Origin of the sequence: uncultured Dietzia sp. (assembly GCF_937873725.1) — a bacterium.
Taxonomy (GTDB): domain Bacteria; phylum Actinomycetota; class Actinomycetes; order Mycobacteriales; family Mycobacteriaceae; genus Dietzia.
In genome coordinates, this window is sequence record NZ_CALMYY010000077.1 from 14,524 (window position 1) to 37,178 (window position 22,655).

At 73.0% G+C, this 22,655-nt stretch carries 21 protein-coding genes; 13 read left to right on the forward strand and 8 right to left on the reverse strand.

Annotated features, from left to right (window positions below; genetic code table 11):
• Positions 1–30: 30 nt before the first annotated feature.
• The 4 genes from Q0444_RS07795 to Q0444_RS07810 form a co-directional block, all read right to left on the reverse strand.
• Complete coding sequence (locus Q0444_RS07795) at positions 31–2,244, reverse strand: bifunctional lysylphosphatidylglycerol flippase/synthetase MprF (protein WP_291082637.1); 2,214 nt, start codon at positions 2,242–2,244, stop codon at positions 31–33.
• Between the two features lie 107 nt (positions 2,245–2,351).
• Entirely contained in the window at positions 2,352–2,879 is a 528-nt protein-coding gene (locus tag Q0444_RS07800; RefSeq protein ID WP_291082633.1) for a bifunctional adenosylcobinamide kinase/adenosylcobinamide-phosphate guanylyltransferase, read from the reverse strand.
• A complete protein-coding gene (locus Q0444_RS07805; protein WP_291082629.1) occupies positions 2,879–3,178 on the reverse strand; it encodes a hypothetical protein in 300 nt (99 codons plus the stop codon). The genes Q0444_RS07800 and Q0444_RS07805 overlap by 1 nt, the downstream gene beginning before the upstream one ends.
• Complete coding sequence (locus Q0444_RS07810; protein ID WP_291082626.1) at positions 3,175–3,390, reverse strand: hypothetical protein; 216 nt, start codon at positions 3,388–3,390, stop codon at positions 3,175–3,177. Before Q0444_RS07810 ends, Q0444_RS07805 begins: the two co-directional genes overlap by 4 nt.
• Positions 3,391–3,527: 137 nt before the next feature.
• Here Q0444_RS07810 and Q0444_RS07815 point away from each other — a divergent pair, with 137 nt between their 5' ends.
• The 3 genes from Q0444_RS07815 to Q0444_RS07825 all read left to right on the forward strand — a co-directional run bounded on the left by Q0444_RS07815 (position 3,528) and on the right by Q0444_RS07825 (position 6,772).
• Positions 3,528–4,346: a mycofactocin-coupled SDR family oxidoreductase gene (locus Q0444_RS07815; RefSeq protein WP_291082651.1), complete on the forward strand. Its 819-nt coding sequence runs from the start codon at positions 3,528–3,530 to the stop codon at positions 4,344–4,346.
• A gap of 15 nt (positions 4,347–4,361) precedes the next feature.
• The gene (locus tag Q0444_RS07820; protein WP_299022725.1) at positions 4,362–5,807 is read left to right on the forward strand and encodes a YdiU family protein; all 1,446 of its coding nucleotides are present in this window, start codon (positions 4,362–4,364) and stop codon (positions 5,805–5,807) included.
• 227 nt (positions 5,808–6,034) lie between these two features.
• On the forward strand, positions 6,035–6,772 hold the full coding sequence (locus tag Q0444_RS07825) for a hypothetical protein (RefSeq protein WP_299022728.1): 738 nt from the start codon (positions 6,035–6,037) through the stop codon (positions 6,770–6,772).
• Here the strand turns inward: Q0444_RS07825 and Q0444_RS07830 are convergent.
• Positions 6,737–7,693: a DMT family transporter gene (locus Q0444_RS07830; RefSeq protein ID WP_299022731.1), complete on the reverse strand. Its 957-nt coding sequence runs from the start codon at positions 7,691–7,693 to the stop codon at positions 6,737–6,739. The genes Q0444_RS07825 and Q0444_RS07830 overlap by 36 nt on opposite strands.
• A gap of 68 nt (positions 7,694–7,761) precedes the next feature.
• Here Q0444_RS07830 and Q0444_RS07835 point away from each other — a divergent pair, with 68 nt between their 5' ends.
• The 7 genes from Q0444_RS07835 (at position 7,762) to Q0444_RS07865 (ending at position 15,807) form a co-directional block, all read left to right on the forward strand.
• Entirely contained in the window at positions 7,762–8,370 is a 609-nt protein-coding gene (locus Q0444_RS07835) for a TetR/AcrR family transcriptional regulator (protein WP_291082614.1), read from the forward strand.
• Positions 8,371–8,736: 366 nt separating this feature from the next.
• Positions 8,737–9,234, forward strand: coding sequence for a glutathione peroxidase (locus tag Q0444_RS07840; protein ID WP_291082611.1), 498 nt, complete (start codon positions 8,737–8,739; stop codon positions 9,232–9,234).
• Between the two features lie 78 nt (positions 9,235–9,312).
• Complete coding sequence (locus Q0444_RS07845) at positions 9,313–10,617, forward strand: alpha/beta hydrolase family protein (RefSeq protein WP_291082608.1); 1,305 nt, start codon at positions 9,313–9,315, stop codon at positions 10,615–10,617.
• A 92-nt stretch (positions 10,618–10,709) separates the two neighbouring features.
• A complete protein-coding gene (locus tag Q0444_RS07850; RefSeq protein WP_291082605.1) occupies positions 10,710–11,888 on the forward strand; it encodes an alpha/beta hydrolase family protein in 1,179 nt (392 codons plus the stop codon).
• A 106-nt stretch (positions 11,889–11,994) separates the two neighbouring features.
• Positions 11,995–12,816 carry a mycofactocin-coupled SDR family oxidoreductase gene (locus Q0444_RS07855; RefSeq protein ID WP_291082602.1) on the forward strand — a complete coding sequence of 274 codons (822 nt, stop codon included), beginning with the start codon at positions 11,995–11,997 and terminating at the stop codon, positions 12,814–12,816.
• Between the two features lie 248 nt (positions 12,817–13,064).
• Positions 13,065–14,525, forward strand: coding sequence for an FAD-dependent oxidoreductase (locus tag Q0444_RS07860; RefSeq protein WP_291082599.1), 1,461 nt, complete (start codon positions 13,065–13,067; stop codon positions 14,523–14,525).
• 25 nt (positions 14,526–14,550) lie between these two features.
• Positions 14,551–15,807, forward strand: coding sequence for a glutaminase (locus tag Q0444_RS07865; RefSeq protein ID WP_291082597.1), 1,257 nt, complete (start codon positions 14,551–14,553; stop codon positions 15,805–15,807).
• A gap of 18 nt (positions 15,808–15,825) precedes the next feature.
• On the opposite strand, the gene Q0444_RS07870 is transcribed toward Q0444_RS07865, so the two are convergent.
• From Q0444_RS07870 to Q0444_RS07880, 3 genes are all read right to left on the reverse strand, one after another.
• Complete coding sequence (locus Q0444_RS07870) at positions 15,826–16,755, reverse strand: patatin-like phospholipase family protein (protein ID WP_299022739.1); 930 nt, start codon at positions 16,753–16,755, stop codon at positions 15,826–15,828.
• Between the two features lie 104 nt (positions 16,756–16,859).
• Positions 16,860–18,083, reverse strand: a complete 1,224-nt coding sequence (locus Q0444_RS07875) for an alpha/beta hydrolase (RefSeq protein WP_299022742.1) — start codon at positions 18,081–18,083, stop codon at positions 16,860–16,862.
• Between the two features lie 133 nt (positions 18,084–18,216).
• Complete coding sequence (locus Q0444_RS07880; RefSeq protein WP_299022745.1) at positions 18,217–19,320, reverse strand: hypothetical protein; 1,104 nt, start codon at positions 19,318–19,320, stop codon at positions 18,217–18,219.
• A gap of 100 nt (positions 19,321–19,420) precedes the next feature.
• On the opposite strand from Q0444_RS07880, the gene Q0444_RS07885 reads away from it, so the two are divergent.
• From Q0444_RS07885 to Q0444_RS07895, 3 genes are read left to right on the forward strand one after another with little or no spacing between them, the layout of a single operon-like run.
• Positions 19,421–20,287: a WcbI family polysaccharide biosynthesis putative acetyltransferase gene (locus tag Q0444_RS07885; protein ID WP_299022748.1), complete on the forward strand. Its 867-nt coding sequence runs from the start codon at positions 19,421–19,423 to the stop codon at positions 20,285–20,287.
• A complete protein-coding gene (locus tag Q0444_RS07890) occupies positions 20,284–21,279 on the forward strand; it encodes a glycosyltransferase (RefSeq protein WP_299022751.1) in 996 nt (331 codons plus the stop codon). The genes Q0444_RS07885 and Q0444_RS07890 overlap by 4 nt, the downstream gene beginning before the upstream one ends.
• On the forward strand, positions 21,276–22,655 hold the full coding sequence (locus Q0444_RS07895; RefSeq protein WP_299022754.1) for a glycosyltransferase: 1,380 nt from the start codon (positions 21,276–21,278) through the stop codon (positions 22,653–22,655). Before Q0444_RS07890 ends, Q0444_RS07895 begins: the two co-directional genes overlap by 4 nt.

Consider the following 22,655-nt stretch of genomic DNA (forward strand, 5'->3'; position numbering starts at 1 on the left):
GTATCCCCCACCGGGCCGGGCATCGCCGGGTCAGGCGTCGGCGTCGTCGGTGCCCTTGCCGGCACCCGACCGCGCCAGGGACGCGAGCTGGCGGGTCGTGGCACCGGGCAGGTACGCCCGCCCGATGGCCACGCCGATCCGCGGCAGGTCGGCCTCGTCGCGGAAGCAGAGGTAGACGGGCTCGATGCGGGGGTTGAACTTGCTCTTGAACTGGTGCAGCGACCGGAACCCGTAGTACGGCTCGAGTGCCTGGCCGAGCAGATCGAGGCCGCGGTCGAGGACGGCCACCTCGTCGTCGTCGCCACTTCGCGCCAACGGCGCTCCGGAGAGCGAGACGTAGTCCGCGCCCTCCTCCTTGAACTCCAGCGCGGACCGGGCGATGAGGAACTCGATCATGTTGTTGGCGCCGGGGCCGTTGCGCTTGCGCATCACGTCCAGCGTCCAGCCGCGGACGCCGCCCGCTCCAGCTCCCTCGTCGGCGCCGCCGCGGTAGACGGGCAGCCAGGACAGCGCGGCCTGGACGACCCCCTCGGCGTCCACCGCCAGGGCGATGCGGACGTCGCCGTCCAGCGCCTCCTCCACGGTGCCCAGGGTGAAGCCCATCTCGGGGAGCTCCTTGTCCCCGACCCACTGCTCGGAGATCTCGCGGACCTGGGCCAGGATCCCCGACGGCTGCTCGCGCAGCAGGCCGGACACGTAGGAGGTCCCGCTCTTCTCGGCCTTGTTCATGGCGGTGCGGATCTTCTGCCACTTCTTGCCGCCGAACGCCAGGTCCGGCAGGTCCATGAGGGTGTCCTCCGCGATCTGCAGCGACCGCCAGCCGTGAGCCCGCATCCGGTCGGCGGTCTCGCCGGACACCGAGAACAGGCACGGCACGGCCGCCTGCGCCTCGGCGAACCGGACGAACTCGGTGAGGAGCCGGTCGCGGTCCCCGGGCTCCGCGACGGGGTCCGCCAGGGCGATCATGGTGCCGAAGTGATGGCGATACCCCACGACCCCCGGGGCCCGGCCGTCCGGATCGGCCGGGCTCGCCGGGTCGTCCGCGCCCGGCCCGAAGAAGTAGTTCATCGGCTGCCAGGTGATCATCCACGACATGGTGCTGCCGCCGTGCCGCCGGATCAGGGTGCGGACGCGGTCCACCACGTCCTCGGAGTGCACGCCGGACCCGGTGACGCGGCGCCGGACCCGAACGCCGAACGCGTTCCGGCCGGACACCAGCAGTACGGCCTCGCCGGCCCAGAGCAGGCCGGTCCCGGCGGTGACGGCGCCGAGGCTCTCGAAATCGGCGGACACGACCAGCACCGTGACGACCAGCGTGGAGATCGCGGTGAGGAGGGCGTACGCGAGGGCCAGCATCCACGCCGCCCGGAAGCCGCGGCGCAGCAACTCCGCTGTGACCGCCGCGACGAGGACGGACAGGAGCATGCTGACCAGGCTCACGTCGTCGGCCTCGGTCGGGCCGAGGGGGCCGTCGGCGGGGACGAAGTAGACCACGATGTGGACGGCCGCGATGAACCACATGCCGGCGGAGACGATCAGCCGGGTCTCACGGCGGGTGCGGGGCCGCAGTCCGTGTTCGGTGGTGGAGAAGAAGCGCTCGCCGACGAGCAGGAACACCACAAAGGCGATGAGGTGCGTGAGGTCGGCGAAGCTCCCCAGGAAGAGGAACGAGACGATCACATAGCCGTAGAGCACGGCCCGCGCGCGCAGTCGCCAGGGGGAGACCAGCGTGGCCGTGGTGGCGGCGAGGACCGCGATCACCGCGGTCGAGCACCCCACGTCGAGCACCACCGACAGCTCCGTGGCCCACTCCCAGCCCACGGCGTCGCCGGGGACGACCACCGCGAACGCGCCCAGGACGCCGATGAGCTGGCCGCCGATCGCGACCATCGCCGTGCGGGCCGAGCCGAGCCGCCACTCGGACAGCCCGAAGCCCAGCGCCACCAGGATGAGCAGCGAGACGTGCTGCAGCGGGGTGAGCCCGAACCAGGGCCCGGTGAGCACCGTCCACCAGCGGCCGCCCTCCAGCGCGGGGACGCCGTAGGCCACGCCGTCGAACCACGGGGCCCGGTGGGCCGCGCGCCACAGCGACTCGGACACCACGCCGGTCACGAGCAGCGCGGCCACGACGACCGCGGTGACCGGCAGCCGGCGCGCGGCGAGCGCGACCGTGTGGGCCACGGTGGCCAGTGGCGACGGTTGTCTGGGTTCGTCGGCCTTCTCGGTGATCAGCTCGGTGCTCACGGTGTCCCTTCTCGGCGGCGCGGGTGACACCGATTATCGTCCGGGACAGGTGAGTAGGTCGTTATTTCACCCAGCGGGATCTCGCCGGCGCGGCGCGGCGGCGCCGGCTACAGCGTGAGCACCCGCCCGCACACCACCAGGTGGACCTCGTCGCAGCACTGGGCGACGGTCTGGTTGAGCGCGCCCAGCAGGTCCCGGAACAGTCCGCCCGACCGATGGGCGGGAACCACGCCCGAGCCCACCTCGTTGGTCACCAGGACCACGTTGTCCCGGCCGGACAGGGCCGCGCAGAGGGCGTCGGTGTGCTCGTCGACCACCGCGCGGGCGTGGTCCGACGGCGCGTCCCACAGCCCCAGGCCGTCGACCAGCGTGGTGAGCCACGTGCCCAGGCAGTCGATGAGCACGGGCCCGGGCGCCTCGGCGAGCGCGGTGGCGAGATCGGCCGACTCCACGGTCCGCCACACCTCCGGCCGGTGCGCGCGGTGGTGCTCGACCCGGGCGGCCCAGTCCGGGTCGTCGAGACGGTCGATCGGCAGGCCGGGGGCGACGAACGTCACCGCCCCGGCCTCCTCGAGGAGCCGCACCGCGTGCCGGGACTTGCCGGACCGCGCCCCGCCGGTGACCAGGATCCGCATCAGGCCCCGCGCCGCGCCCGGCCGCCGGCCATCGCCGGCCCCGAGAACAGGGCCAAGCCCAGGACGAACCCGAAGTCGTACCAGTTCCCGTCGTTGACCACCTCGTAGATGGTCACGGAGTCGGTGAACAGGGAGATGACAAAGGTGACGGGGAGGATGATGCCGTGCCACAGGCCCAGCCAGAACCCGGCGCCGCCGGCGGAGACGTCGGCGTTGGGTCCGGCCGCGCACGCCCCCAGGACCAGGACCACAACGAGGAGGACCCCTCCGGCCGCCCCCGCCCGCCTCCCGGTGGTCACGGCCGCCGGCCTCTGAGGAAGTAGAGGGCGGGGCCGACGAAGTTGATCGCGATGATCGCGGCCCACTTGCCCTTGCTGCCGTTCACCTTCTCGGCCGGCCTGGTGGCCAGGTCCGCCCACGCGGTGGCCGCCAGCGACACCTGGACGGACGCCAGGGTCAGGATGACGGTCTGCTGGCGGGGGGTCAGTTCTTTCCACTTCTTGTTGGCCACGGCGCACCTTCCTCGTCGGATGAGACCATCTTCCCCCCGCGGGGAGGGCGGGACAAGCGCCGGTGCCCGCGGATCGACCGCGCCCGGCCACGCCCGGGACTATGGTGTGGATCACACCGCTAGAATGGGAGATCGTCATGGCGGGCAGGCTCGAGGGCAAGGTCGCATTCATCACCGGGGTCGCCCGGGGTCAGGGCCGCGCCCACGCGGTCCGGCTGGCCTCGGAGGGTGCCGACATCATCGGCCTCGACCTGGCCGGACCGCTCCCCGACGCGGTGCCGTACGACCCGGCCACGCCGGAGGACCTGGACGAGACCCGACGGCTGGTGGAGGAGCTGGGCCGCCGGGCGCTGCTCTCGATCGGCGACGTGCGGGACCTGCCGGGCATGACGGCGATCGTCGACGCCGGGGTGGCCGAGCTTGGCCGTCTCGACGTGGTGGTGGCCAACGCCGGGATCTGCATCCCGCAGGTCTGGGACACGATCACCCCCGCGGACTTCGGCGCGACCCTCGACATCAACACCACCGGCGTGTGGAACACGGTGATGGCCACCGCGCACCACGTGATCGCCGCCGGCGGCGGGTCGATCGTCCTCATCAGCTCCTACGCGGGCAAGAAGATGCAGCCGTTCATGGTGCACTACACCACCTCCAAGCACGCTCTGGTCGGCATGACGCGGGCGTTCGCCGCGGAGCTCGGGCCGAGGAGCGTGCGGGTCAACAGCATCCACCCGGGCGGGGTCGCGACCCCCATGGGTGGCGGGGACATGGTGAGCCAGCTCGAGAAGGTGGGCGAGTCCAACCCCCCGCTCAACCTCATGGGCACGACCTTCCTCGAGCAGACCTGGGCCGAGCCGGAGGAGATCTCCAACGTCGTGGCGTTCCTGGCCTCGGACGAGTCGAAGTTCATCACCGCCGAGCACATCAGCGTCGACGGAGGCTCCCAGTACTTCTGACGTACCGTCGGGAGGATGACAGCCCAGCACCGGCCCGGCCTCGTCCTCGGTTCCCGCTTCGCCGGTGACTTCCCCGAGCTCGGCGTGCCGTGGAGGGCCGCGGAGGCGAGCGTCCCTCGCCTCCTCGTGCTCAACGAGCCGCTGGCGGCGGAGCTGGGCCTGGACGCCGACTACCTGCGTGGTGACGAGGGCGTGCGCCTGCTGGCCGGGACCCACGTCCCCGAGGGCGCCACCCCGGTCGCCCAGGCGTACGCGGGCCACCAGTTCGGCGGGTACTCGCCGCGGCTGGGCGACGGGCGGGCGCTGTTGATGGGCGAGCTCCCCGACGGGCGCGACCTGCACCTCAAGGGGTCGGGGCGCACCCCGTTCGCTCGCGGCGGGGACGGGCTCGCGGCAGTCGGGCCGATGCTGCGCGAGTACCTGGTCAGCGAGGCCATGCACGCCCTGGGGGTGCCGACCACCCGCTCGCTGGCGGTGGTGGCGACCGGGGACACGGTCCAGCGCGAGAGGCCCCTGCCCGGCGCCGTGCTGGCCCGCGTGGCCGGCAGTCACCTGCGGGTGGGCACCTTCCAGTACGCACGGGCGAACCACGACGACGAGGTGCTGCGCCGGCTGGCCGACCACGCCATCGCCCGGCACCACCCGGAGGCCGCCCGCGCGGAGAACCCCTACCTGGCGTTGTTCGATTCCGTCCTCGGCGCCCAGGCCGAGCTCGTGGCGCGGTGGATGCTCCTCGGGTTCATCCACGGCGTCATGAACACGGACAACACGACCATCTCCGGCGAGACCATCGACTACGGGCCGTGCGCGTTCATGGAGGGGTTCGACCCCGCCACGGTGTTCAGCTCGATCGACACCCAGGGCAGGTACGCCTACGCCAACCAGCCGCCGATCATGCAGTGGAACCTCGCGCGGTTCGCCGAGACCCTGGTCCCGCTCGTCGACCCCGACAGGGACGAGGCGGTCCGGCTCCTCACCGAGGTCCTGGGCACCTTCCCCGACCGCTACCAGCGGGCGTGGACGGCCGGGATGCGCGCCAAGCTGGGCCTGCCGGCCGGGGCCCCGGCCGGGGAGGCGGACGAGCTGATCGACGAACTCTCGCGCCTGCTCGGCGCGACCCGCCCCGACTTCACCGGGTTCTTCCGCGCACTCGGCGCCGCAGCGGAGGGCGACCCGACCGCCGTGCGCGGCCTGGTCGGGCACCTGGCGGATCCGTGGCTGGCGAGGTGGCGGGCCCTCGACCCCGACCCGGGATCGATGGCCCGTGTCAACCCGCTCTACATCCCGCGCAACCATCTCGTGGAGGAGGCCCTGGACGCGGCCACGGCCGGGGATACGGGTCCGTTCGAGGAGCTCCTCGTCGTCGTCGCCGATCCCTTCACCGAGCGCCCCGGACTGGGGCGCTACGCCGCCCCGGCCCCGCCCGACGGCGCCCCCCACGTCACCTTCTGCGGGACCTGACGCGGGACCGCCCCGGGTGCGCCGTCAACATGAGGAAGATGCTGAGAATCGTGACCCGAACGGGTCGGAGCACTTCCCCGGGTGGGGCGTTCGTAGGACAATGATGCTGTCGCGTCATATTTTTAGGGGCGCTACGAACTGGGGGAAATGTGCGCATACTCATCGCCGACAGTGACGGGGGATACGGGCCGCCGTCCGCCATACTCGGTCGTTTCCTGGAGTGACTGGTGGAACGCACCGGCGCCGCGCGCGCGGTGCGGGTCCAGTGGCCCGCGCCCGGGGTGATCACCCCGCGCCGCTCGCACACGTGGGAGACGGCGGCCGCCGCCGGGGTGGCGGACCTCAACCGGTTGGTCCGGCTGCACCCGTCGGATCTCCTGGTGCTCGTCGGCGTGTGCAGCGGGAGCCGGGTGATCTACGACTGGCTCGAGGCGAACCCCGAGCAGCTCGACCGCGTCGCGGTGGTGGGGATGGTGGGGGATCCGTTCCGGCCGCGCGACAAGTGGCTCCCGGGGACCCAGGATCCGGGCGGCCAGGGCGTCGCGGGCAGGCGCCTCGGGCCGATCCCCGACCGCACCTACTGGGTGGCGGTGCCGGGCGATCCGCTCAGCGCGATCCAGGCGGACAGCCTGCTGCGCAGCGCCGTGCGGGGGTCGGACCTCGCGCCGGACCAGGTGTACGACGACATCCTCGACGACCTGCCCGGGTCGCGCGCGAAGATGGCGGCCCGGCTCGACGTGCTGCACCATCCCGGCGACTGGGCCACCAACCTGCGGCGGCGGGTGAACGAGGCGCGGGAGGCGCTCGAACGGTATCGGAGCCTCGACTACGCCACTCGGTACGAGTCCAACGAGAACGGCCCGTCGCCCTACGAGCGGTTGGTGACCCTGTTGGCGGCGGAGGCCTCCCGTGGAGGCGTGGCTGGGAGCTCAGCGGCGCCGCCCCACGGCCGCCTCGCCTCCTGACACGGGCGACGCCGCCCGGTCGGTCCCGGACCGGTCGTTCCGCCCGCTCTGCTCGGGCCGGCTCGGCTCCGTGTGATCGTTCCGTCCCGCGCTCACGGTGAGCAGAACGGCGACGATCCCCAACACCATCGCGATCAGCTGCGGCGCACCGATCCGGTCGCCCAGCATCGCCCACGCCCAGATCGCCGCCACCGGCGGCGTGAGGTAGAGCAGCATGCTCGTGTGGGTGGCCCCGAGGTGGCGCAGCGCGAGGAGGTACGCCCCGTAGCCCCCGAGGCCGGCCGGGATGACGAGCCACGCGAGCGAGGCGGCCAGTCGGGGGGTCGGCTCGACCGTCATTCCCGAGGTGAGCAGCGCGGCGGTGACAAAGACGATCGCGGCGACGCCCACCTGGATCGTCAGGGCGGTCACCACGTCGACCCGCGGTGTCCAGCGACGCTCCAGCAGCGCCGAACAGGTCAGGCCGAGCAGGCTGATCACCGGCAGGGCGAGCGCGGGGCCGAGATCGCTCACGCCGCCCACGCAGATCGCCACGGCTCCGAGCCCCAACCCGACCCCTGTCCACTGCCGCGGTGTCAGCCGGTCGCCCCAGAAGGCGGCCCCGGCGGCCGCCACGAGCAGGGGCTGGGCCGAGCACACCAGGGCCGTCGTCCCCGCGCCGACCCCGGACGCCGCCGCGGCGAACAGGCCGCCGAGGAACACCACGTGCGCGGTCAGGCCCAGGACGCACTGCCGGCCGAGGTCCCGGCGGCCGAATCGGGCGCGGATGAGCGGGGTGACGGCGAGCAGCAGTCCGGCGGTGATGACGTACCGCCACGCCAACAACGCCGCGGGTTCGGCTGCCGCGGTCCCCCACGCGGCACCGACGAATCCGCAACTCCACAGCAGGACGAATCCCACGGCCACCGATGTCCTGGTCATGGGAGGGAGCAAAGCATACCGACCGGTATACTGTCAGTGCACCTGCCGGCACCCGAGGGGAGACGCCCGTGGCCCTTGAACCGTGGCCGATCGTCGCCACGACCGACGTGGGGGAGCGCATCCTCGCGGCCGCCGACGACCTCTTCTACTCACGGGGGATCACGGCTGTGGGCGTGGAGCTCATCGCCGAGGAGGCGCGGACCACCAAGCGCACCCTCTACCAGCGCTTCGGATCCAAGGACGGATTGGTCGAGGCCTACCTGCGCCGGCGCGGGCATCGCTGGCAGCGGTACCTCGTCGACCACCTCGACGCGACCGACTGGACCGTCACCGAGTTCTTCCGGCGGGCCGAGCAGTGGGCGGAGTCGCACGATCGCGGCTGCGCCTTCGTCAACGCGTGGGCTGAGGTGGGGGGCGCCGGGGAGACGGGCGCCGCGGAGGCCGTCCGGGATGAGAAGCGGTGGATGCGCGAGCTCTTCCTGACGTTCGCCGGCGGGGACAGGGCCACCGCGACGGCGATCCACCAGCTCTACGAGGGTGCGCAGGTCGCGGCGACGGTGCTCGGGGAGACCGACGCGTTCCGGATCGCGGACGAGGCGGCCGGTGTGGTCATGGGGCGCGCTGCGCGGCGGGCTCGGGCGCACGACCGGCCGCCGGGCGCCGCCGGACCAGGTTGACCACGGCCGCCACCAGCACCACGGCGGAGGCGATCGCGGCGACCCCCGCCGGAGCGGCGGACTCGAAGCGGCCCTTGCGGCGGCCCGGAAATCCACCTATCGGAGTGCGATCCACCTACGGAGGTCCATAGGTGGATCGCACTCCGATAGGTGGATTTCGGGACTCAGGCGCGTGGGCGGGGTGGCGCTGGCGGTGTGGTCCATTGGGGCAGCGCAGGTCGGGGGGCAGGCAGGCAGGGCAGGGCAGGGCAGGGCATCTGACCCGGCCTCCCGGCGTACGCCCGCACGCGAGCGGTCGCAGCGGTGAGAATGGCGGGCGGGGACAACCCACAACCCAGGGACCGCAGACGACGACGAGGAGCCGCCATGGCCACCGAGCACCACACCATCGCCGATTTCCAGGCCAGCCTGACGGACGGGAGCGAGAAGGACCTGGCCGACTACGCCGGTCAGGTCGTGCTGGTGGTGAACACCGCCAGCAAGTGCGGGTTCACCCCGCAGTACAAGGGCCTGCAGGAGTTGTACGAGGAGTTCCGAGACCAGGGCTTTGTGGTGCTCGGCTTCCCGTGCGATCAGTTCGCCCACCAGGAGCCGGGGACCGACGAGCAGATCGGCGCGTTCTGCGAGCGCAACTTCGGCGTGGAGTTCCCGCTGTTCTCCAAGATCGAGGTCAACGGCTCCGGAGCGCACCCGCTGTACGGCTGGCTCAAGTCGCAGAAGTCCGGGCTGCTGGGCGGTCGGATCACGTGGAACTTCACCAAGTTCCTCATCGGCCGCGACGGGAAGGTGGTGGGGCGCTTCGGTCCCAATCGCAGGCCGGAGGACCTGCGTGAGGCGGTCGTGGGGGCACTTCGGGGGGAGTGAGGGCTGTCAGCCGGGTAACAGATCCGTCTCAGACGCGATTAAGATTGTGATGTCACCTATCACAACATTTGGAGCTACATGTCGATCAAACTCCGCCGCCTGGCCTCCGCGACCGCCGGCGCCCTTGCCGTTGCCCTGACCCTGGGTTCGACGGCGCCTGCGTACGCGCAGCTGGACGCGATCAACCCGGCCTCGCTCAGCCCGGAGGAGTACGACACTCTCCTGAGCGTCTCCGGTGCCCTTCCTCTCGGCTCCGTCCTCGGCTCCGTCGGCTCGGTCGGGCTGTCGGACTACCCCCTCACCGGGTCCACGGACCCGAGCGGCCCGCCTCCCAAGCCGATCGACACCTCCATCACCGAGGCGAAGTACGTCGCCAAGCTCAATGCGAGCGACTACACCTCCCGGACCGGGTACGAGTACTGGGAGGTCCAGTCGCTGGTCATGAAGCGGAAGGTCATCCTCGAGGTGGTCCCGTCCCGGGTCGCCAACAAGGGGTCGGCGCCGGTGCTGTACATGCTCGACGGGGTCGATGCCCCCGAGGGCAATTCGGGCTGGAACCACCAGGGCGACATCGCCGCGCGACTCGACGGCGAGAACGTCCATGTGGTGATGCCGACCGGCGCCTTCGCCGCGTACTACGCCAACTGGAACGCCGAGGACCCCAAGCTGGGTTACAACCAGTGGGAGACGTTCCTCACTGACGAGCTTCCGGGCATCGTCAACCAGGGGCTCGCGGCCAACGGTCACGTGCCCGCCTCCGGCAAGGCCGGCATCGGCGGCATCTCGATGGGAGGCCAGGCGGCCATGCACCTAGCGGCCACCCGCCCGGATCTCTACCAGGGCGTCATGTCCTTCAGCGGCTACTACTCGACCATGGACGACATCGGGTACCAGACCATCCGCGGCACCGTCGAGACCCGCGGCGGGACCTTGGAGAACATGTGGGGACCGCGCGGCAGCGAGGAGTGGAAGCGCCATGACACCATCGCGCACGCACAGGACCTGAAGGACACCGCCGTGTACATGTCCTCCGGCGCGCCCGCCATCGACGACAATGACCTCAAGAACTACGAAGGTCAGGCGACTCGAGAACTCAACATGTTCCTCGGCCTCCTGCTGGAGAGCGGCGTCCGCGAGGGAACCAAGGCGTTCGAGAAGGCCCTCGACCGTGCCGGTGTCGACAACGTGAAGGTCGACTACGCGACGAGCGGTCTGCACAACTGGCCGAACTTCCTCAAGAACTTCGATTCCGGCTGGGACTACATCAAGCCCGCCCTCTACGGCGACGATGTCGACCCCGAGACGGGCACTCCGGGCTCCGGGTCTGCGGGCTCGTCCGGTTCCCTGGGCTCGTCGGGCTCGTCGGGCTCGTCCGGTTCCTGAGACCTCTTCCGGCAGGCGGTCCTGCGCACTCCCGACCAGGATGCGCAGGACCGCTTCTGTATGACCGAGCCATGCACGTTGAGGGGATCCCGATGAACACCCGCCTCCGTCGCCGCGCCGCGGCCGGCGCCCTCGCGGCCGCGATGCTCCTCGGATCGTCTGTGCCCGCATCCGCCCAGATCGGAGGCGGTATCGACACCTCGTCCCTGGGGCTCGAGGAGGTGGAGATGATCGGGTCGGCCGTCGGTTCCCTCCCGCTGGGTTCGACACTCGGGTCACTCGGGTCGGCCGGGTCCACCAACATCCCGCTCGGTGGTGCCGGGTCATACGTGGAGCTCCCCAACCCGCCGCGACCGCCCGATGAGTCGATCACGTCGACCGACCTCCGTTCCATCACCCAGCACGGTGACTACGAGCACTGGCTCGTCACCTCCGCCGCCATGCAGCGCGAGATAGTGCTCGAGGTCCTCCCGTCCCGCGTCAGGGACGCGGGGCCGGCACCCGTGCTGTACCTACTCGACGGGGTCGACTCCGTCGAAGGGAATTCGGGCTGGAGGCGTGCCGGGAACTTGCCCGTGCGCATGGCCGGCGAGAACGTCCACCTGGTGACGCCCACGGGAGGACCCTCCACGTACTGGTCCGACTGGCAGAGCAACGACGAGGTCTTCGGCTACAACAAGTGGGAGACCTTTCTCACGAAAGAGCTTCCGGGGCTCGTCACGCGTGAACTGAACTCCCGGGAGACGAAGCACAACGGCAAGAACGGCATTGCCGGGGCGTCGATGGGTGCCCAGGCCGCCATGCATCTGGCGGCCACCCACCCGGAGCTGTACCGGGGCGTCATGGCGCTCTCCGGCTATTACTCGACCACGGATGAGTTGGGCTACCAGTCGATCCGCGCTTCGGTGGATGGTCGCGGCGGCGATTCCGCCAACATGTGGGGCCGGCGCGGCAGTGACCTGTGGAAGTACCACGACACGATCTCCCATGTCGAAGGACTGGATGGCACCGCCGTGTACTTCGCGACCGGGGGCCTGGCCATCTCGGAAGGGGATCGCCGGAATTACGGCGACGACTACTTCAGCATGCTGCAGGGCCTGTTGCTGGAGAAGGGGGTCATCGAGGGAACCAAGAGCTTCTCCCGAGAACTCGACCGCCACGGCATCGCGCATCACGTGGACTACGGCGAGGAGGGCCTCCACGGATGGCAGACCTTCGTCGACTACATCATGCCCGGTTGGCACCACATCGAGTCCGCTCTCCAGGGGTGAGCGGGCACAGACGCACTCCCAGATTCCGTGATCGCCGCCCAGCGCCTTCACGCCGGTGATTGAATCCTGACAGCAGTCAAGTCACGGGATCGGGAGCGGTGCACGCATGGAACAGTCACTCGAGGGCAAGGTCGCCTTCATCACCGGCGCGGCGAGGGGCCAGGGACGCAGCCACGCCGTGGAACTCGCTCGGCGTGGGGCGCGAATCCTCGCGATGGACATCTGCGAGGACATCGCCACCGTCCCCTACGGTCTCGGCACCGCGGACGACCTGCAGCAGACGGTCGCCGAGGTCGAGGCGGTCGGCGGGGAGATCGTCGCCGTGAAGGGGGACGTGCGCGAACCGGCGGACGTCGCGGGAGCGGTCGACGCCTGTCGCGAGCGCTTCGGCGTCCCGGACATCGTGGTGGCCAACGCGGGCATCAACTCGCAGCGGGGCGAGGAGCCGGACCCGCACGGTGCGTTCGTGGACACCGTCATGGTGAACCTCGTGGGCGTGTGGAACACCGTCCACGCGATCGCGCCGCTGATGATCGAGCGGGGAGAGGGCGGGTCGATCGTCCTCATCTCGTCCACCCAGGGGTTGAGCGGTCGCGGTGGGGACGGGTCCGGTGCGGCCACCGGGTACACCGCGAGCAAGCACGGGGTCGTGGGGCTCATGCGGAGCTTCATGATCTGGCTCGCGCCGCACAGCATCCGCATCAACACCATCCACCCCGCCGGGGTGTTCACCCCGATGGTGGCGCACGAGGAGATGGGGCGCTGGTTCGAGGCCAATCCGGAGGGCCACACGATGGGCAACGCGCTGCCCGTGCCGATGCTCGACCCCCTCGACATCTCACGCGCGGTCCTCTACCTGGTGGAGGAGTCCGGCCGGCACATCACCGGAGTCGCGCTGCCGGTGGACGCCGGGTTCACGGCGAAGTAGGCCGCGCGGCCGGGCGCCGCGATCGCCGCGATCGCGGCACCGGCCCGGCACACCGGCCCGGCACACCGGCCCGGAGCGAGTCCGGCGTGCCGACGCGAGTTCGGCATTCCGTCGCCAGCGGGTGCGGGCCGCCGCGCACCGACCTACAGTTGCCCGCGAGAGAAGCGTCCTGCTGGCGCAGACCCGCGAACGGTGGTCCGCGGGGCGGTGGTCCGTGGGGCCCGCACCGAGCCCGGAGGAGACGCGCGATGGGCACATCATTCTGGCGGCGCACGCCGATCGATCCCCCGGCGGACGGGTTCCCCGAGGGCGAGCACGTGGACCTCGTGGTGGTGGGTGCGGGGTTCACCGGCCTGATCACCGCGCTGATGGCGGCCGCGCGCGGCAGCTCGGTGGTGGTCCTGGAGGCGCACACCGTCGGCGCCGGCGCCAGCGGCGCGACCACGGCCAAGGTCTCCGTGCTGCAGGGCACCCGACTGTCGACCATCCGGTCGGCCCACGGGCTCGACACCGCTCGTGCGTACGCGGAGGCCAACCAGCACGGGCTGGACTGGTGGGCGGACTTCTGCCAGGTCCACGGCGTCGACTCCCAGCGCCGCCGCGCGGTGACCTTCGCCAAGGGGCGCAGGGGCATCTCCACCCTGCGCGAGGAGATGACGACCCTGGTCGACCTGGGCCTGCCCGCGCGCTGGCACGACTCGCTCGACGTCCCGTTCCCGGCCCGGGCCGCGGTGGAGCTGCCCGACCAGTTCCAGCTCGATCCCGTGGAGGCGCTGGCGGCCCTGGCCCTGGCCGCGGCGGGGCTCGGCGTGCGGATCGTCGAGCATTCCCGGGTCACCGGACTCAAGGCACGCGGTCAGGGGGAGGACGCCCACGTGGAGGTGCGCAGCGACGGCGGAACCTGCACGGCGCGCAACGCGGTCCTGGCCACCGCCTCCCCTGCCCTCGACCGCGGCCCGACGGTGGCGTCGATGGAGGCCGAGCGGTCCTACCTGTGCGCGTTCGAGTACCCCGGCGGCCTGCCGTCCGGGATGTACGGCTCCGTCGAGAGCCCGGTCCGCTCGTTGCGCACGGTGCCCACACCCGGTGGTGAGGTGCTGTTCGTGGGCGGAAACGGCCACCGCACGGGCACCGCGAGAGGAACCGCGTCCAGGATCGACTCGCTGCGGGAGTACGCGGAGAAGTACTTCCCGGGCGCCGAGTTCACCCACGGCTGGTCGGCGCAGGACTTCCACCCGGTGACGCTGCTGCCCAGGTCCGGGCCGATGCCGTGGGGCCGCGGCCGGGTCCACTTCGCGGGGGGGTACAGCAAGTGGGGGCTCACGGGCGCGCCGGCGGCGGCGGGGATCATGGTCGACCGGCTCGAGGGCCGGCAGCCGCGAGTGTCCTTCGGCAAGCCCACGCTCACCGGCGTGCTGCGCACGTCGGTCTCGCTGTATGCGGACCTCCCGGCCCAGCTGGCGGCGACCGCGGCGCAGGCGGCCGTCCGGAAGCCGCGGCCGACCCTCCGCCCGATCGGGGAGGCGACGGGTGACGACGGCGAGACCTGCCGCGTCGGGCTGCTGTGCCCCCACATGGGAGCCGCCCTGGCCTGGAACGAGGCCGAGAGGTCGTGGGACTGCCCGTGGCACGGGTCGCGGTTCTCGGCGTGCGGCGAGCTCCTCGAGGGGCCCGCGACCGGCGACCTCACGAGGCACGACGAGGCCTGACCGCCTCCCGTGACACCCTGGGGACGTGAAGACCCCCGTCCCCGACTACCTGCTCGAGATCCGCGACCTGTGCTCGACCGGGCAGGACGGCCACCTCGCCGACTACATCCCCGAGCTCGCGGCCGTGGACCCGGATCGCTTCGCCGTGGCCGCGTGCACCATGGACGGCGTCGTCTACACCGCCGGCGACGCGGAGGCCGAGTTCACCATCCAGTCCATGAGCAAGCCGTTCGCCTACGCGCTCGCGTTGCGCGACCGGGGGATCGAGGGGGTCCTGGAGAAGGTGGCGGTGGAGCCGTCGGGGGACGCGTTCAACCAGATCTCCCTGGAGAGGATCAGCGGCCGACCCCGGAACCCGATGATCAACATCGGTGCGATCACCACGCACACGATGGTCGGGCCTGTCGGGGCGTCCGAGGCCGAGCGCGACCGGGCGCTGGCGGACGGGCTGGCCGCGTTCGCCGGTCGTCGCCTCGAGGTGGACACCGCCGTCCTGGACTCCGAGCTGCGGACCGCGTTCCGCAACCGGGCCATGGCCAACCTCGTGCGGGCCGGCGGGATCATCGAGGACGATCCCGACGAGGCTGTCCGTGGCTACACCCGCCAGTGCGCCTACCGGGTGACGGTGCGCGACCTCGCGGTGATGGCCGTGACCCTGGCCACGGGCGGGGTCAACCCCGTCACCCGCGAACGCGTGGTCTCGGCGCCCGTGGCCCGCCAGGTGCTGGCCGTCATGGCGACCTGCGGGATGTACGACGCGGCCGGCGACTGGATGTCCACCGTCGGGATCCCGGCCAAGAGCGGGGTGTCCGGTGGGATCTTTGGAGCGCTGCCCGGGCAGGTCGGGCTCGGGGTCTTCTCCCCGCGACTCGACGAACACGGCCACAGCGTCGAGGGGGTGCGCACCTTCGAGCGGCTCTCGCACGACCTGGAGTTGCACCTGATGAACACCACCATGACCGACGTCGAGGCGGTCCGCTCGGTGCGGTTCGACGAGATCACCGGTCGGCGCACCTTCCGGCTCCAGGGGCCGATGACCTTCGCGAGCGCCGAGCAGGTGCTGCGGCGCCTGGCCGAGATCCCGCCGGGGCCGGGTGAGGTCACGCTCGATCTGAGCCGCGTGAGCTCGGTCAATTCCAGCGCCCGCCGGATGATCCTCGAGGCCATGCGACGGCTGGGCGTGGACGGGCACCTCGTGGGTCTCGCGGACCCGGGTCGTCGCCTGCCCGCCCCGGACCTCGGGGACGGGACCCGGCCGGTCACCAGGCGAGCAGCCCGCTGACCCCCTGCCGGATCGGGTTCACGCGACCTGACCGGCCGCGGACAACGCGGCCCGGACCGTGCCCGGGGCGGTCGTCATGGAGGACTCGAACGCCGCCACCCGTCGGGACCTGCTCATGAAGTACGCGCCCAGACCCGCGAGATCGGTGGCCGTGGGCAGGATCGGGACGACGGTGGTCCCGCGCGCACGGACGGCGGCGACCTCGGAGGCCAGGCCTCGGGACATCGGGCCTCGGAGCAGCCGGTACTCGACCCGGCCCCCGGCTCCGGGGACGCGGAGCCCGGGCTCCGAGGCCATGGGGGCCAGGACGTAGACCAGATCCGCGTCCTCGGGTGCGAGCAGGTCGACCGATGCCGTGGAGCCCATCCCGCCGTCCACGAAGATGCGGTCCCCGATGGGGACAGGGGTCATCCACCCGGGGGTCGACCAAGACGCGCGCAGCGCCTCGCTGACGGTGGCGATCGGCGACCCCGGCGCACCGAACACCACCCGCTCGCCGGCCAGGACGTCGTAGGCGACCATTCGCGCGGAGGGGTGGGGAAGCCAGGCGCCCACCTCGAACCCCTCGGCCAGACGATGCAACCACCCCAGGTCGCCGCGCCCGCTGGGGGCGATCCCGGCGTACGCGGCCAGCCCGGAACGCGTGCGCAGGAGGCGGGGATTGAGCAGGGGCGGCCGGGGCGTCGGCGGCCGCCCGGGAGGGGTGGACGCGATGTGCTCGCGAAGCCGCAGGTCGCCCACCCGGCCGCGCTGCATGTCCACCAACTCGTCGACCCCGACGCCGCCGGCGAGCATGGTCACCAGTTCCGCCCCCGCCGAGGTGCCCAGGAGGACGTCGGCGTCGCGGGGGTCGAGACCGGTCTGCTCGGCGAGGGCATGCAGGGCCGCGATCATCCACGCCGCGCCGATCGTGCCCCCGCACCCGAGGACGATGGCGGTTCGGCTCATGTGGCGACTCTCCGGGGTGGGCTCGGGAACGAAGGACTTTCCGATTGTGCCGCTAGGCGGGGTCCACCGCGACCGCGCGCTCCCCCCGAGTCTCCGGCCCCGGCTCAGACCAGCCGGTCGGTGAACCGCGCGACCGCGTGGACCACGGCGAGGTAGCGGGGTGAGCGCACCACGTCGAACCCGTGTTGCGCGCCGGGCAGTTCCGCGTAGACCACCGGGTTCGGCGACCCGGCGCGGAGATGCCGCACGAGCCGCCGTGACCCCCTGACCGGCGTGTAGGTGTCATGCGTGCCGTGGATGACGGCCACCGGCGGCGCCCCGGATGCCGGGTGCCGCACCGGGTCCGACGCGTCCCTGGTCTCGCTGCCCAGCCGGCCGTAGTAGCCGTAGAGTCCGATCGCACCCGCGATCGCGGTGTCGGCGTGCTCGAAGCCCGGCTGGAACCGCGGGTCCCCCGTCGTGAGCGCGGTCATCATCGCGATGTGCGCGCCCGCCGAACTGCCCGCCACCACGATCGGCGCGTCCGCCCCGATGCCGTGCGACGGACCCTCGCTGCGGATCCAGTGCAGGAGCCGCTTGATGTCCACCAGGTGCTGCGGGAATCCGGACTCGGGCGTGGGGGACAGGTGATAGGTGGCGCTGATCGCCGCCCACCCGCGGTCCGCGTGGTCGAACAGCATCGCGCGGGACTCGCGACTCGGCGCGCCCGCCCGGAAGTGGCCGCCGTGGATGTGCACCAGCACGCCGCGGACGGACCGGGCCGCGGCGGGGTCGGCCGGGTCGCCCCCGCCCGGACGCCGCCCGTCTGTGCGGGTGTAGAGATCGAACCGGTTGGCCGCCGGGTCCGGCCCGTAGACCAGGCCTCTGCGGGCCCGTACCGTGCGGGGACGCAGCGGCCACGGGCGGCCCAGCACCGTCAGCCAGGGAGTGCGGTGGCGCGGGGTGGTCCTTGTCGTCGTCGTACCTCCGGCGTCGTCCCCGAGGTCCGCCCGCAGCGCGCGGTCGAGGACGTCGGCCGCGGCGAGGTGGCGGGAGACCACCATCCCCAGCCCCGCCCAGGTCAGGGCGGCCATCGCGACCCCCACCCGGTCGGCGGTGCGGGCGGGCCGGCGGGTCAGCGTCGGGGCGGTCGCGGCGGCGGCGAGCGCGCCGACGTGCAGCGGAAGCTCGAGTGCGGGCAGGCTCGCCACCCACGCCGCGGTGGCCACGGCGAACGGCCGGCGGACCGGGCGCAGCGCCAGCGCCGTGGACACCGCGGCGGGCGCGATCAGGACGGGCAGCGGGACGCGGGTGGGGCGACGGTCGGGACGGGTGCTCCACGGGCGCATCCGGCGAGTATAGGGCGCGGCTCGGGCGCGGCGCGGGCCCCGTTTGGTCGACGCGGCGCGGAATTCGGTCGACGCAGTGCAGGCGACGCGCGGGTCCCAACGCGATTCCTGTCTACCTGATGCGGCGGGGTGTCTACCGAACTGCGGCCAGGGCCGCGTGGTAGAGCCCGGCGTGGGCGGCGGACACGGCGGCGTCCTCGGCCTCGGGAGGGCGCGGCGGCACCGGCGGGCCGTCGAGGGCGGTGCGGAGCGCCCCGCGCAGCGAGTCGGCGGTGGGGTGAGCGGGGTCGTAGGTTCCCGCGCCGCGCCCCCACTGCTCGACCAGGTACCCGACCCGGGGGATCACCGGCGGCAGACCCAGGTCGCGGCACAGCTCCAACCAGCCCGAATGCGTGCCGTGGCGGTGCGGCAGGACGAGCGCGTCGAACCCAGCCAGCCGGGCGCAGAGCGCGGAGTCGGTCAGGAGCTCGTGGGGGCGGACCTCCACCGCCGAGTTCGCTGCCAGCCCGTCCAGCGCCAGGGCCGCGCGGTGCCGGTCGTGGCCGGGATCGCGCGCGGCGGCCAGGGCGTCCGAGCGCACCATGACCTCCAGGCGGTCGCCGGGCGGGAGGGCCTCGGCGAGGACTGGCAGGAGATCCTCGGCGGCGACCCCCGCGCGCAGCGATCCCAGCACCACGCCCACCGTGCGCGTGCCGCCGCTGCCCACGCCGCCCCGCCCGAGCCGCTGCAGCCTGCGTCGTCGGTGCGGCTCGGTCACCTCGGCTGCCATGAGCCGGGGATGCGGGACGACCCGCGCATCCGCCCCCCAGAGACGCCGGATCTCCGCCGCCGCGCCGCTGGTCAGGGTGATGACCACGTCCGCCCCGCGCGCCAGGTGTCCGGTCCGCGCCAGGTGCGCGGTGGGGTCCGCCTCGTGTGGATTCCGCAGGTCGTGCACGGTCACCACCAGCGGCAGCGCGCGGCCCCGCACCGCCGAGACGAACCCCGCCACCTGGTCGGGGGTGCGGTGTTCGTAGCCGAAGTGCACGTGCACCAGGTCGGCGCCGTCGAGCACCTCGGGTCGCTCCGCCGCCTCCAGCGCCGGATGCGGCCACCACTGGGACGGATCGGCGGGGTCCACCAGCGGGTCGTCGAGGAGCACGATGCCCGGCGCGGAGCCGACGGCGTGGCGGACGTAGTCGTGGCCGGCGGGGATCGACCGGACCCGGATCGCCGCCGGGGCGTCGCTGGAGTTCACGACAGCCACCCTGCCACCCGCCCGGCCGCCCGCACCGAACCCCCACCGAACCCGCGCCGGCCGGTTGCCGCGACCCCGGGGCCTGCCTACGCTCGGCGCGGTGAGCACCACCGAGGCCCCGACCGTCATGGTGATCGGCAACTGCCAGGCCGACGTCTACCGCGACCTCCTGCGCGGCGCCGACGGGGTCGAGGTGACGGACGTCCGGCCGGTGTACGAGATGACGGCCGAGGACCTCCCGGGCCTGCACTCCGACCTCGCCCGCACCGACGTGCTGATCATCCAGCCGATCCGGGACGACTACCGGGACCTGCCGCTCGGGCACCGTCAGCTCGCCGCGCGGCTCCCGCCGTCCGCGACGGTCGTGCTGGTGCCGGTCCTGCGCTACGCCGGGCTCCACCCGTACCAGGTGCTCATCCGCCCGCCGCGCGACCGCTCACTGGTCCCGCCGATCGCGCCGTACCACGACCTGCGCGCGGTCCTCGCCGCCGCGACCGGGGACCGGGACGTGCTCGGCGCCACCCCGACACGCGAGCAGGCCCGCGCCGCGGCGCGCGAGTCGGTCGACGCGCTCCGGGCCCGCGAACTGGCCCACGGGACCCTGCCCGCCTCGGACCTGCTCGACGGCGTGCCGCGCTGGCACACCATCAACCACCCGGACCGCCGCACCCTGGCGGAGGTCTTCGACCGGATCCTCTCCGAGCTGCCCGCCGGGCTGATCGACCCGGCGCCCCGGCTCGGGGACCGCGAACCGCTCGGCGCCACCCGGGCCCCCGTGGACCCGGCGGTCGAACGGGCGCTGGGCCTGCCCGCGATCGGCCCGCGCGAGTGGCTGGTCGACGGCACGCCCGTCCCGGCGCACGAGGTGACCGAGGCGCACCTGGCCTGGTACGCCGCCACCCCGGGCGTGGTCGAGGAGGGGCTGCGCCGGCACGCCGCCCGCCTCGACCTGCTGGGGCTGACATGAGCGTCCCCCTGACCATCGCCCTGGGCCCGCCCGAGCACGGGGTGACGCGCTTCGCCGTGGACTGCGCCCGGGCAGCCGGGACGCCGCTGCTCGAGGTGGCGGACGTGTCCGGGCTCGAGCGCGAACTGGCGGCCCGGCCGGGGGTCCCGGTGCACCTGCACGTCACCGACCCGCTGTTCGGGCCCACCCCGGACGAGGCGGCCGCTCTGATCGACTCGCTCGCGCGGGATCGCCCCCTCGCGGTGACGCTGCACGACGTCCCGCAGCCGGCCGAGGGCGCACAGCGGTGCCGGCGGCGGACCGACGCGTACCGGCGCATCGCGGCGGCCGCGGGCCTGGTGGTGGTGAGCTCCGAGCACGAGCGCCGGCTCTGCGAGGCGGCCGGGATCGACGTCGACGCCGTGATCCTCCTGCCGGTTCCCGAGCTGCCGCGGGCCGAGTCCCCCGACGGGCCCGCGACCCGCGACGCGCGATCGGTGGGCGTGTTCGGTTTCCTGCACCCCGGGAAGGCGGTCGACCTCGTGGCGGCGGCGGTCGCCGAGCTCGCGGCCGCGGGCGACGGCGCGGTGACTCTACGACTGTTGGGGAGGCCCGCCGACGGCCACGAGGACTACGTGCGGGAGGCCATGGAATCCGTGCGGTCGGCCGGGGGTCGCGCCGAGCTGACCGGGAGGATCGACGACGACGAGCTCGCCCGCGTCCTGGGTGAGGTGACCGTGCCCGTCGCCCTGTTCCGCAACGTGTCGGCGTCGGGCTCCCTCAACACCTGGGCAGCCGCCGGGCGTCGCCCGCTCGTCAGCGACTCGGACTACACGCGCGAGATGGAGCGCCGCCGGCCCGGCTCCCTGCTCCTCACCGACGGCCGCGACCTCGCCGGTGACCTGCGGCGACTGCTCGACGACCCCGCCCCCACCCGGCGCCCGAGGCCGGAGCCGGGGATGGCCGAACTCGGCCGGTCGTACCTTCGGGCGTGGGAGGGGTGGCGGGCGTGAGCGTGGACGTGGTGATCCCGTACTACCGGAACCAGCGGATGCTCGACCGGATCCTCGCCGCGCTGGGGCGCCAGACCGGGCTCGCGGACGCGCCGCGGGTGATCGTCGCCGACGACGGCTCGCCCACCCCGCCGGAGGTCCCGCCCGGGGTGACGGTGGTGCGCCAGGACGACCGCGGCTTCCGGGCCTCCGCCGCGAGGGATCTGGGGGCGGGGAGCGGCCGCGGCGAGCTCCTGCTGTTCCTCGACGGCGACACCGTCCCGGGGCCCGGCTACGTGTCCGCGATGGTGGCGGCGCTGGAGGGTCACCCGGACCTGCTGGTGGTGGGGCGGCGGCGGTACGGCCGGTTCGCCGACCCCGGTTCCGATGCGGACGGCGCCGGCGACCGCGTCGCGGCGGACCCCGCCGAGGCCCTGCCCGACCCCGACTGGCCCGCGAGCTTCTACGCCGAGACCGACGACCTCACCCGCGGCACCGGGCAGTGGCGGGTGGGGCTGTGGCGCGGGGTGATCTCGGCGGTCATGGGACTGCACCGGCGGCTCTACGACGCCGCGGGCGGGTTCGACCCCGGGATCGTGGGTTACGGCGGCGAGGACTGGGACATGGCGTGGCGCTGTGAACAGGCCGGCGGCCGCTTCCGCTACGTTCCCGAGGCCGTGGCCTGGCACGACGGGCCCGACTGGGGCGGCCGCGGCGTGGACGATCCGCACCACCTCGCGCAGAAGAACACCGAGTCCGCGCGCCTGGCCCCGCTCGTCGCGAGCCCGCTCACCCGGCCGGCGGGCGGCGTCTTCGCCGTCCCGCTCGTCGCGGTGCACCTCCACGCGCCGGGATCCGGCGGCGGCGGCAGTGTCGGCGCCCGCACCGGCGCCGACAGCACCGGCGCCCGCACCGGCGCCGACAGCACCGGCACAGGCGCCGTGGCCGCGACCTGCGCCACGCTCCTGCGCTGGGGCGATCTGTCCGTGACCGCGGACCCGGCCACCCCCGACGCCGCCCTGATCGCCGACCTCTGCGCGGCTGATCCCCGGGTCAGACTCGACGCGCGCGGCCCGTGGTGGGAACCGGAGCCGGCGGGGGCGGGTCCTCGTCGTCGTCCGGAGGTCCTCGTGGACGTGCTCCGCCCCTGCACTCTCGGCGCGGCGGACCTCGAGCGGTTGCGCGGGCTGTGCCCCCTCACGGGGAGCCTCACCCTGGACGACGACGAGGGGAACGTCCTCGCGCGGCTGCGCACCTCGCGCGCCCTGGCCCGGGAACAGGTGTGGGGCGAACGCCCCGGTGCCCCGGTCGCGATCCGCGCGTCGAGCGTGGGCGTCGCGCCGCTGGGGGCCGGGGGCGTGGGGGTGAGGCTGGAGCGCGTCCTGGGTGGGTGGTGA

What these genes read in the sequence shown, in the direction of transcription:
- Q0444_RS07870 (WP_299022739.1), bottom strand. Translation starts at nt 16,755, where the DNA reads ATGAGCCGAACCGCCATCGTCCTCGGGTGCGGGGGCACGATCGGCGCG.
- Q0444_RS07815 (WP_291082651.1), top strand. Translation starts at nt 3,528, where the DNA reads ATGGCGGGCAGGCTCGAGGGCAAGGTCGCATTCATCACCGGGGTCGCC.
- Q0444_RS07860 (WP_291082599.1), top strand. Translation starts at nt 13,065, where the DNA reads ATGGGCACATCATTCTGGCGGCGCACGCCGATCGATCCCCCGGCGGAC.
- Q0444_RS07800 (WP_291082633.1), bottom strand. Translation starts at nt 2,879, where the DNA reads ATGCGGATCCTGGTCACCGGCGGGGCGCGGTCCGGCAAGTCCCGGCAC.
- Q0444_RS07840 (WP_291082611.1), top strand. Translation starts at nt 8,737, where the DNA reads ATGGCCACCGAGCACCACACCATCGCCGATTTCCAGGCCAGCCTGACG.
- Q0444_RS07845 (WP_291082608.1), top strand. Translation starts at nt 9,313, where the DNA reads ATGTCGATCAAACTCCGCCGCCTGGCCTCCGCGACCGCCGGCGCCCTT.
- Q0444_RS07890 (WP_299022751.1), top strand. Translation starts at nt 20,284, where the DNA reads ATGAGCGTCCCCCTGACCATCGCCCTGGGCCCGCCCGAGCACGGGGTG.
- Q0444_RS07850 (WP_291082605.1), top strand. Translation starts at nt 10,710, where the DNA reads ATGAACACCCGCCTCCGTCGCCGCGCCGCGGCCGGCGCCCTCGCGGCC.
- Q0444_RS07855 (WP_291082602.1), top strand. Translation starts at nt 11,995, where the DNA reads ATGGAACAGTCACTCGAGGGCAAGGTCGCCTTCATCACCGGCGCGGCG.
- Q0444_RS07875 (WP_299022742.1), bottom strand. Translation starts at nt 18,083, where the DNA reads ATGCGCCCGTGGAGCACCCGTCCCGACCGTCGCCCCACCCGCGTCCCG.
- Q0444_RS07820 (WP_299022725.1), top strand. Translation starts at nt 4,362, where the DNA reads ATGACAGCCCAGCACCGGCCCGGCCTCGTCCTCGGTTCCCGCTTCGCC.
- Q0444_RS07830 (WP_299022731.1), bottom strand. Translation starts at nt 7,693, where the DNA reads ATGACCAGGACATCGGTGGCCGTGGGATTCGTCCTGCTGTGGAGTTGC.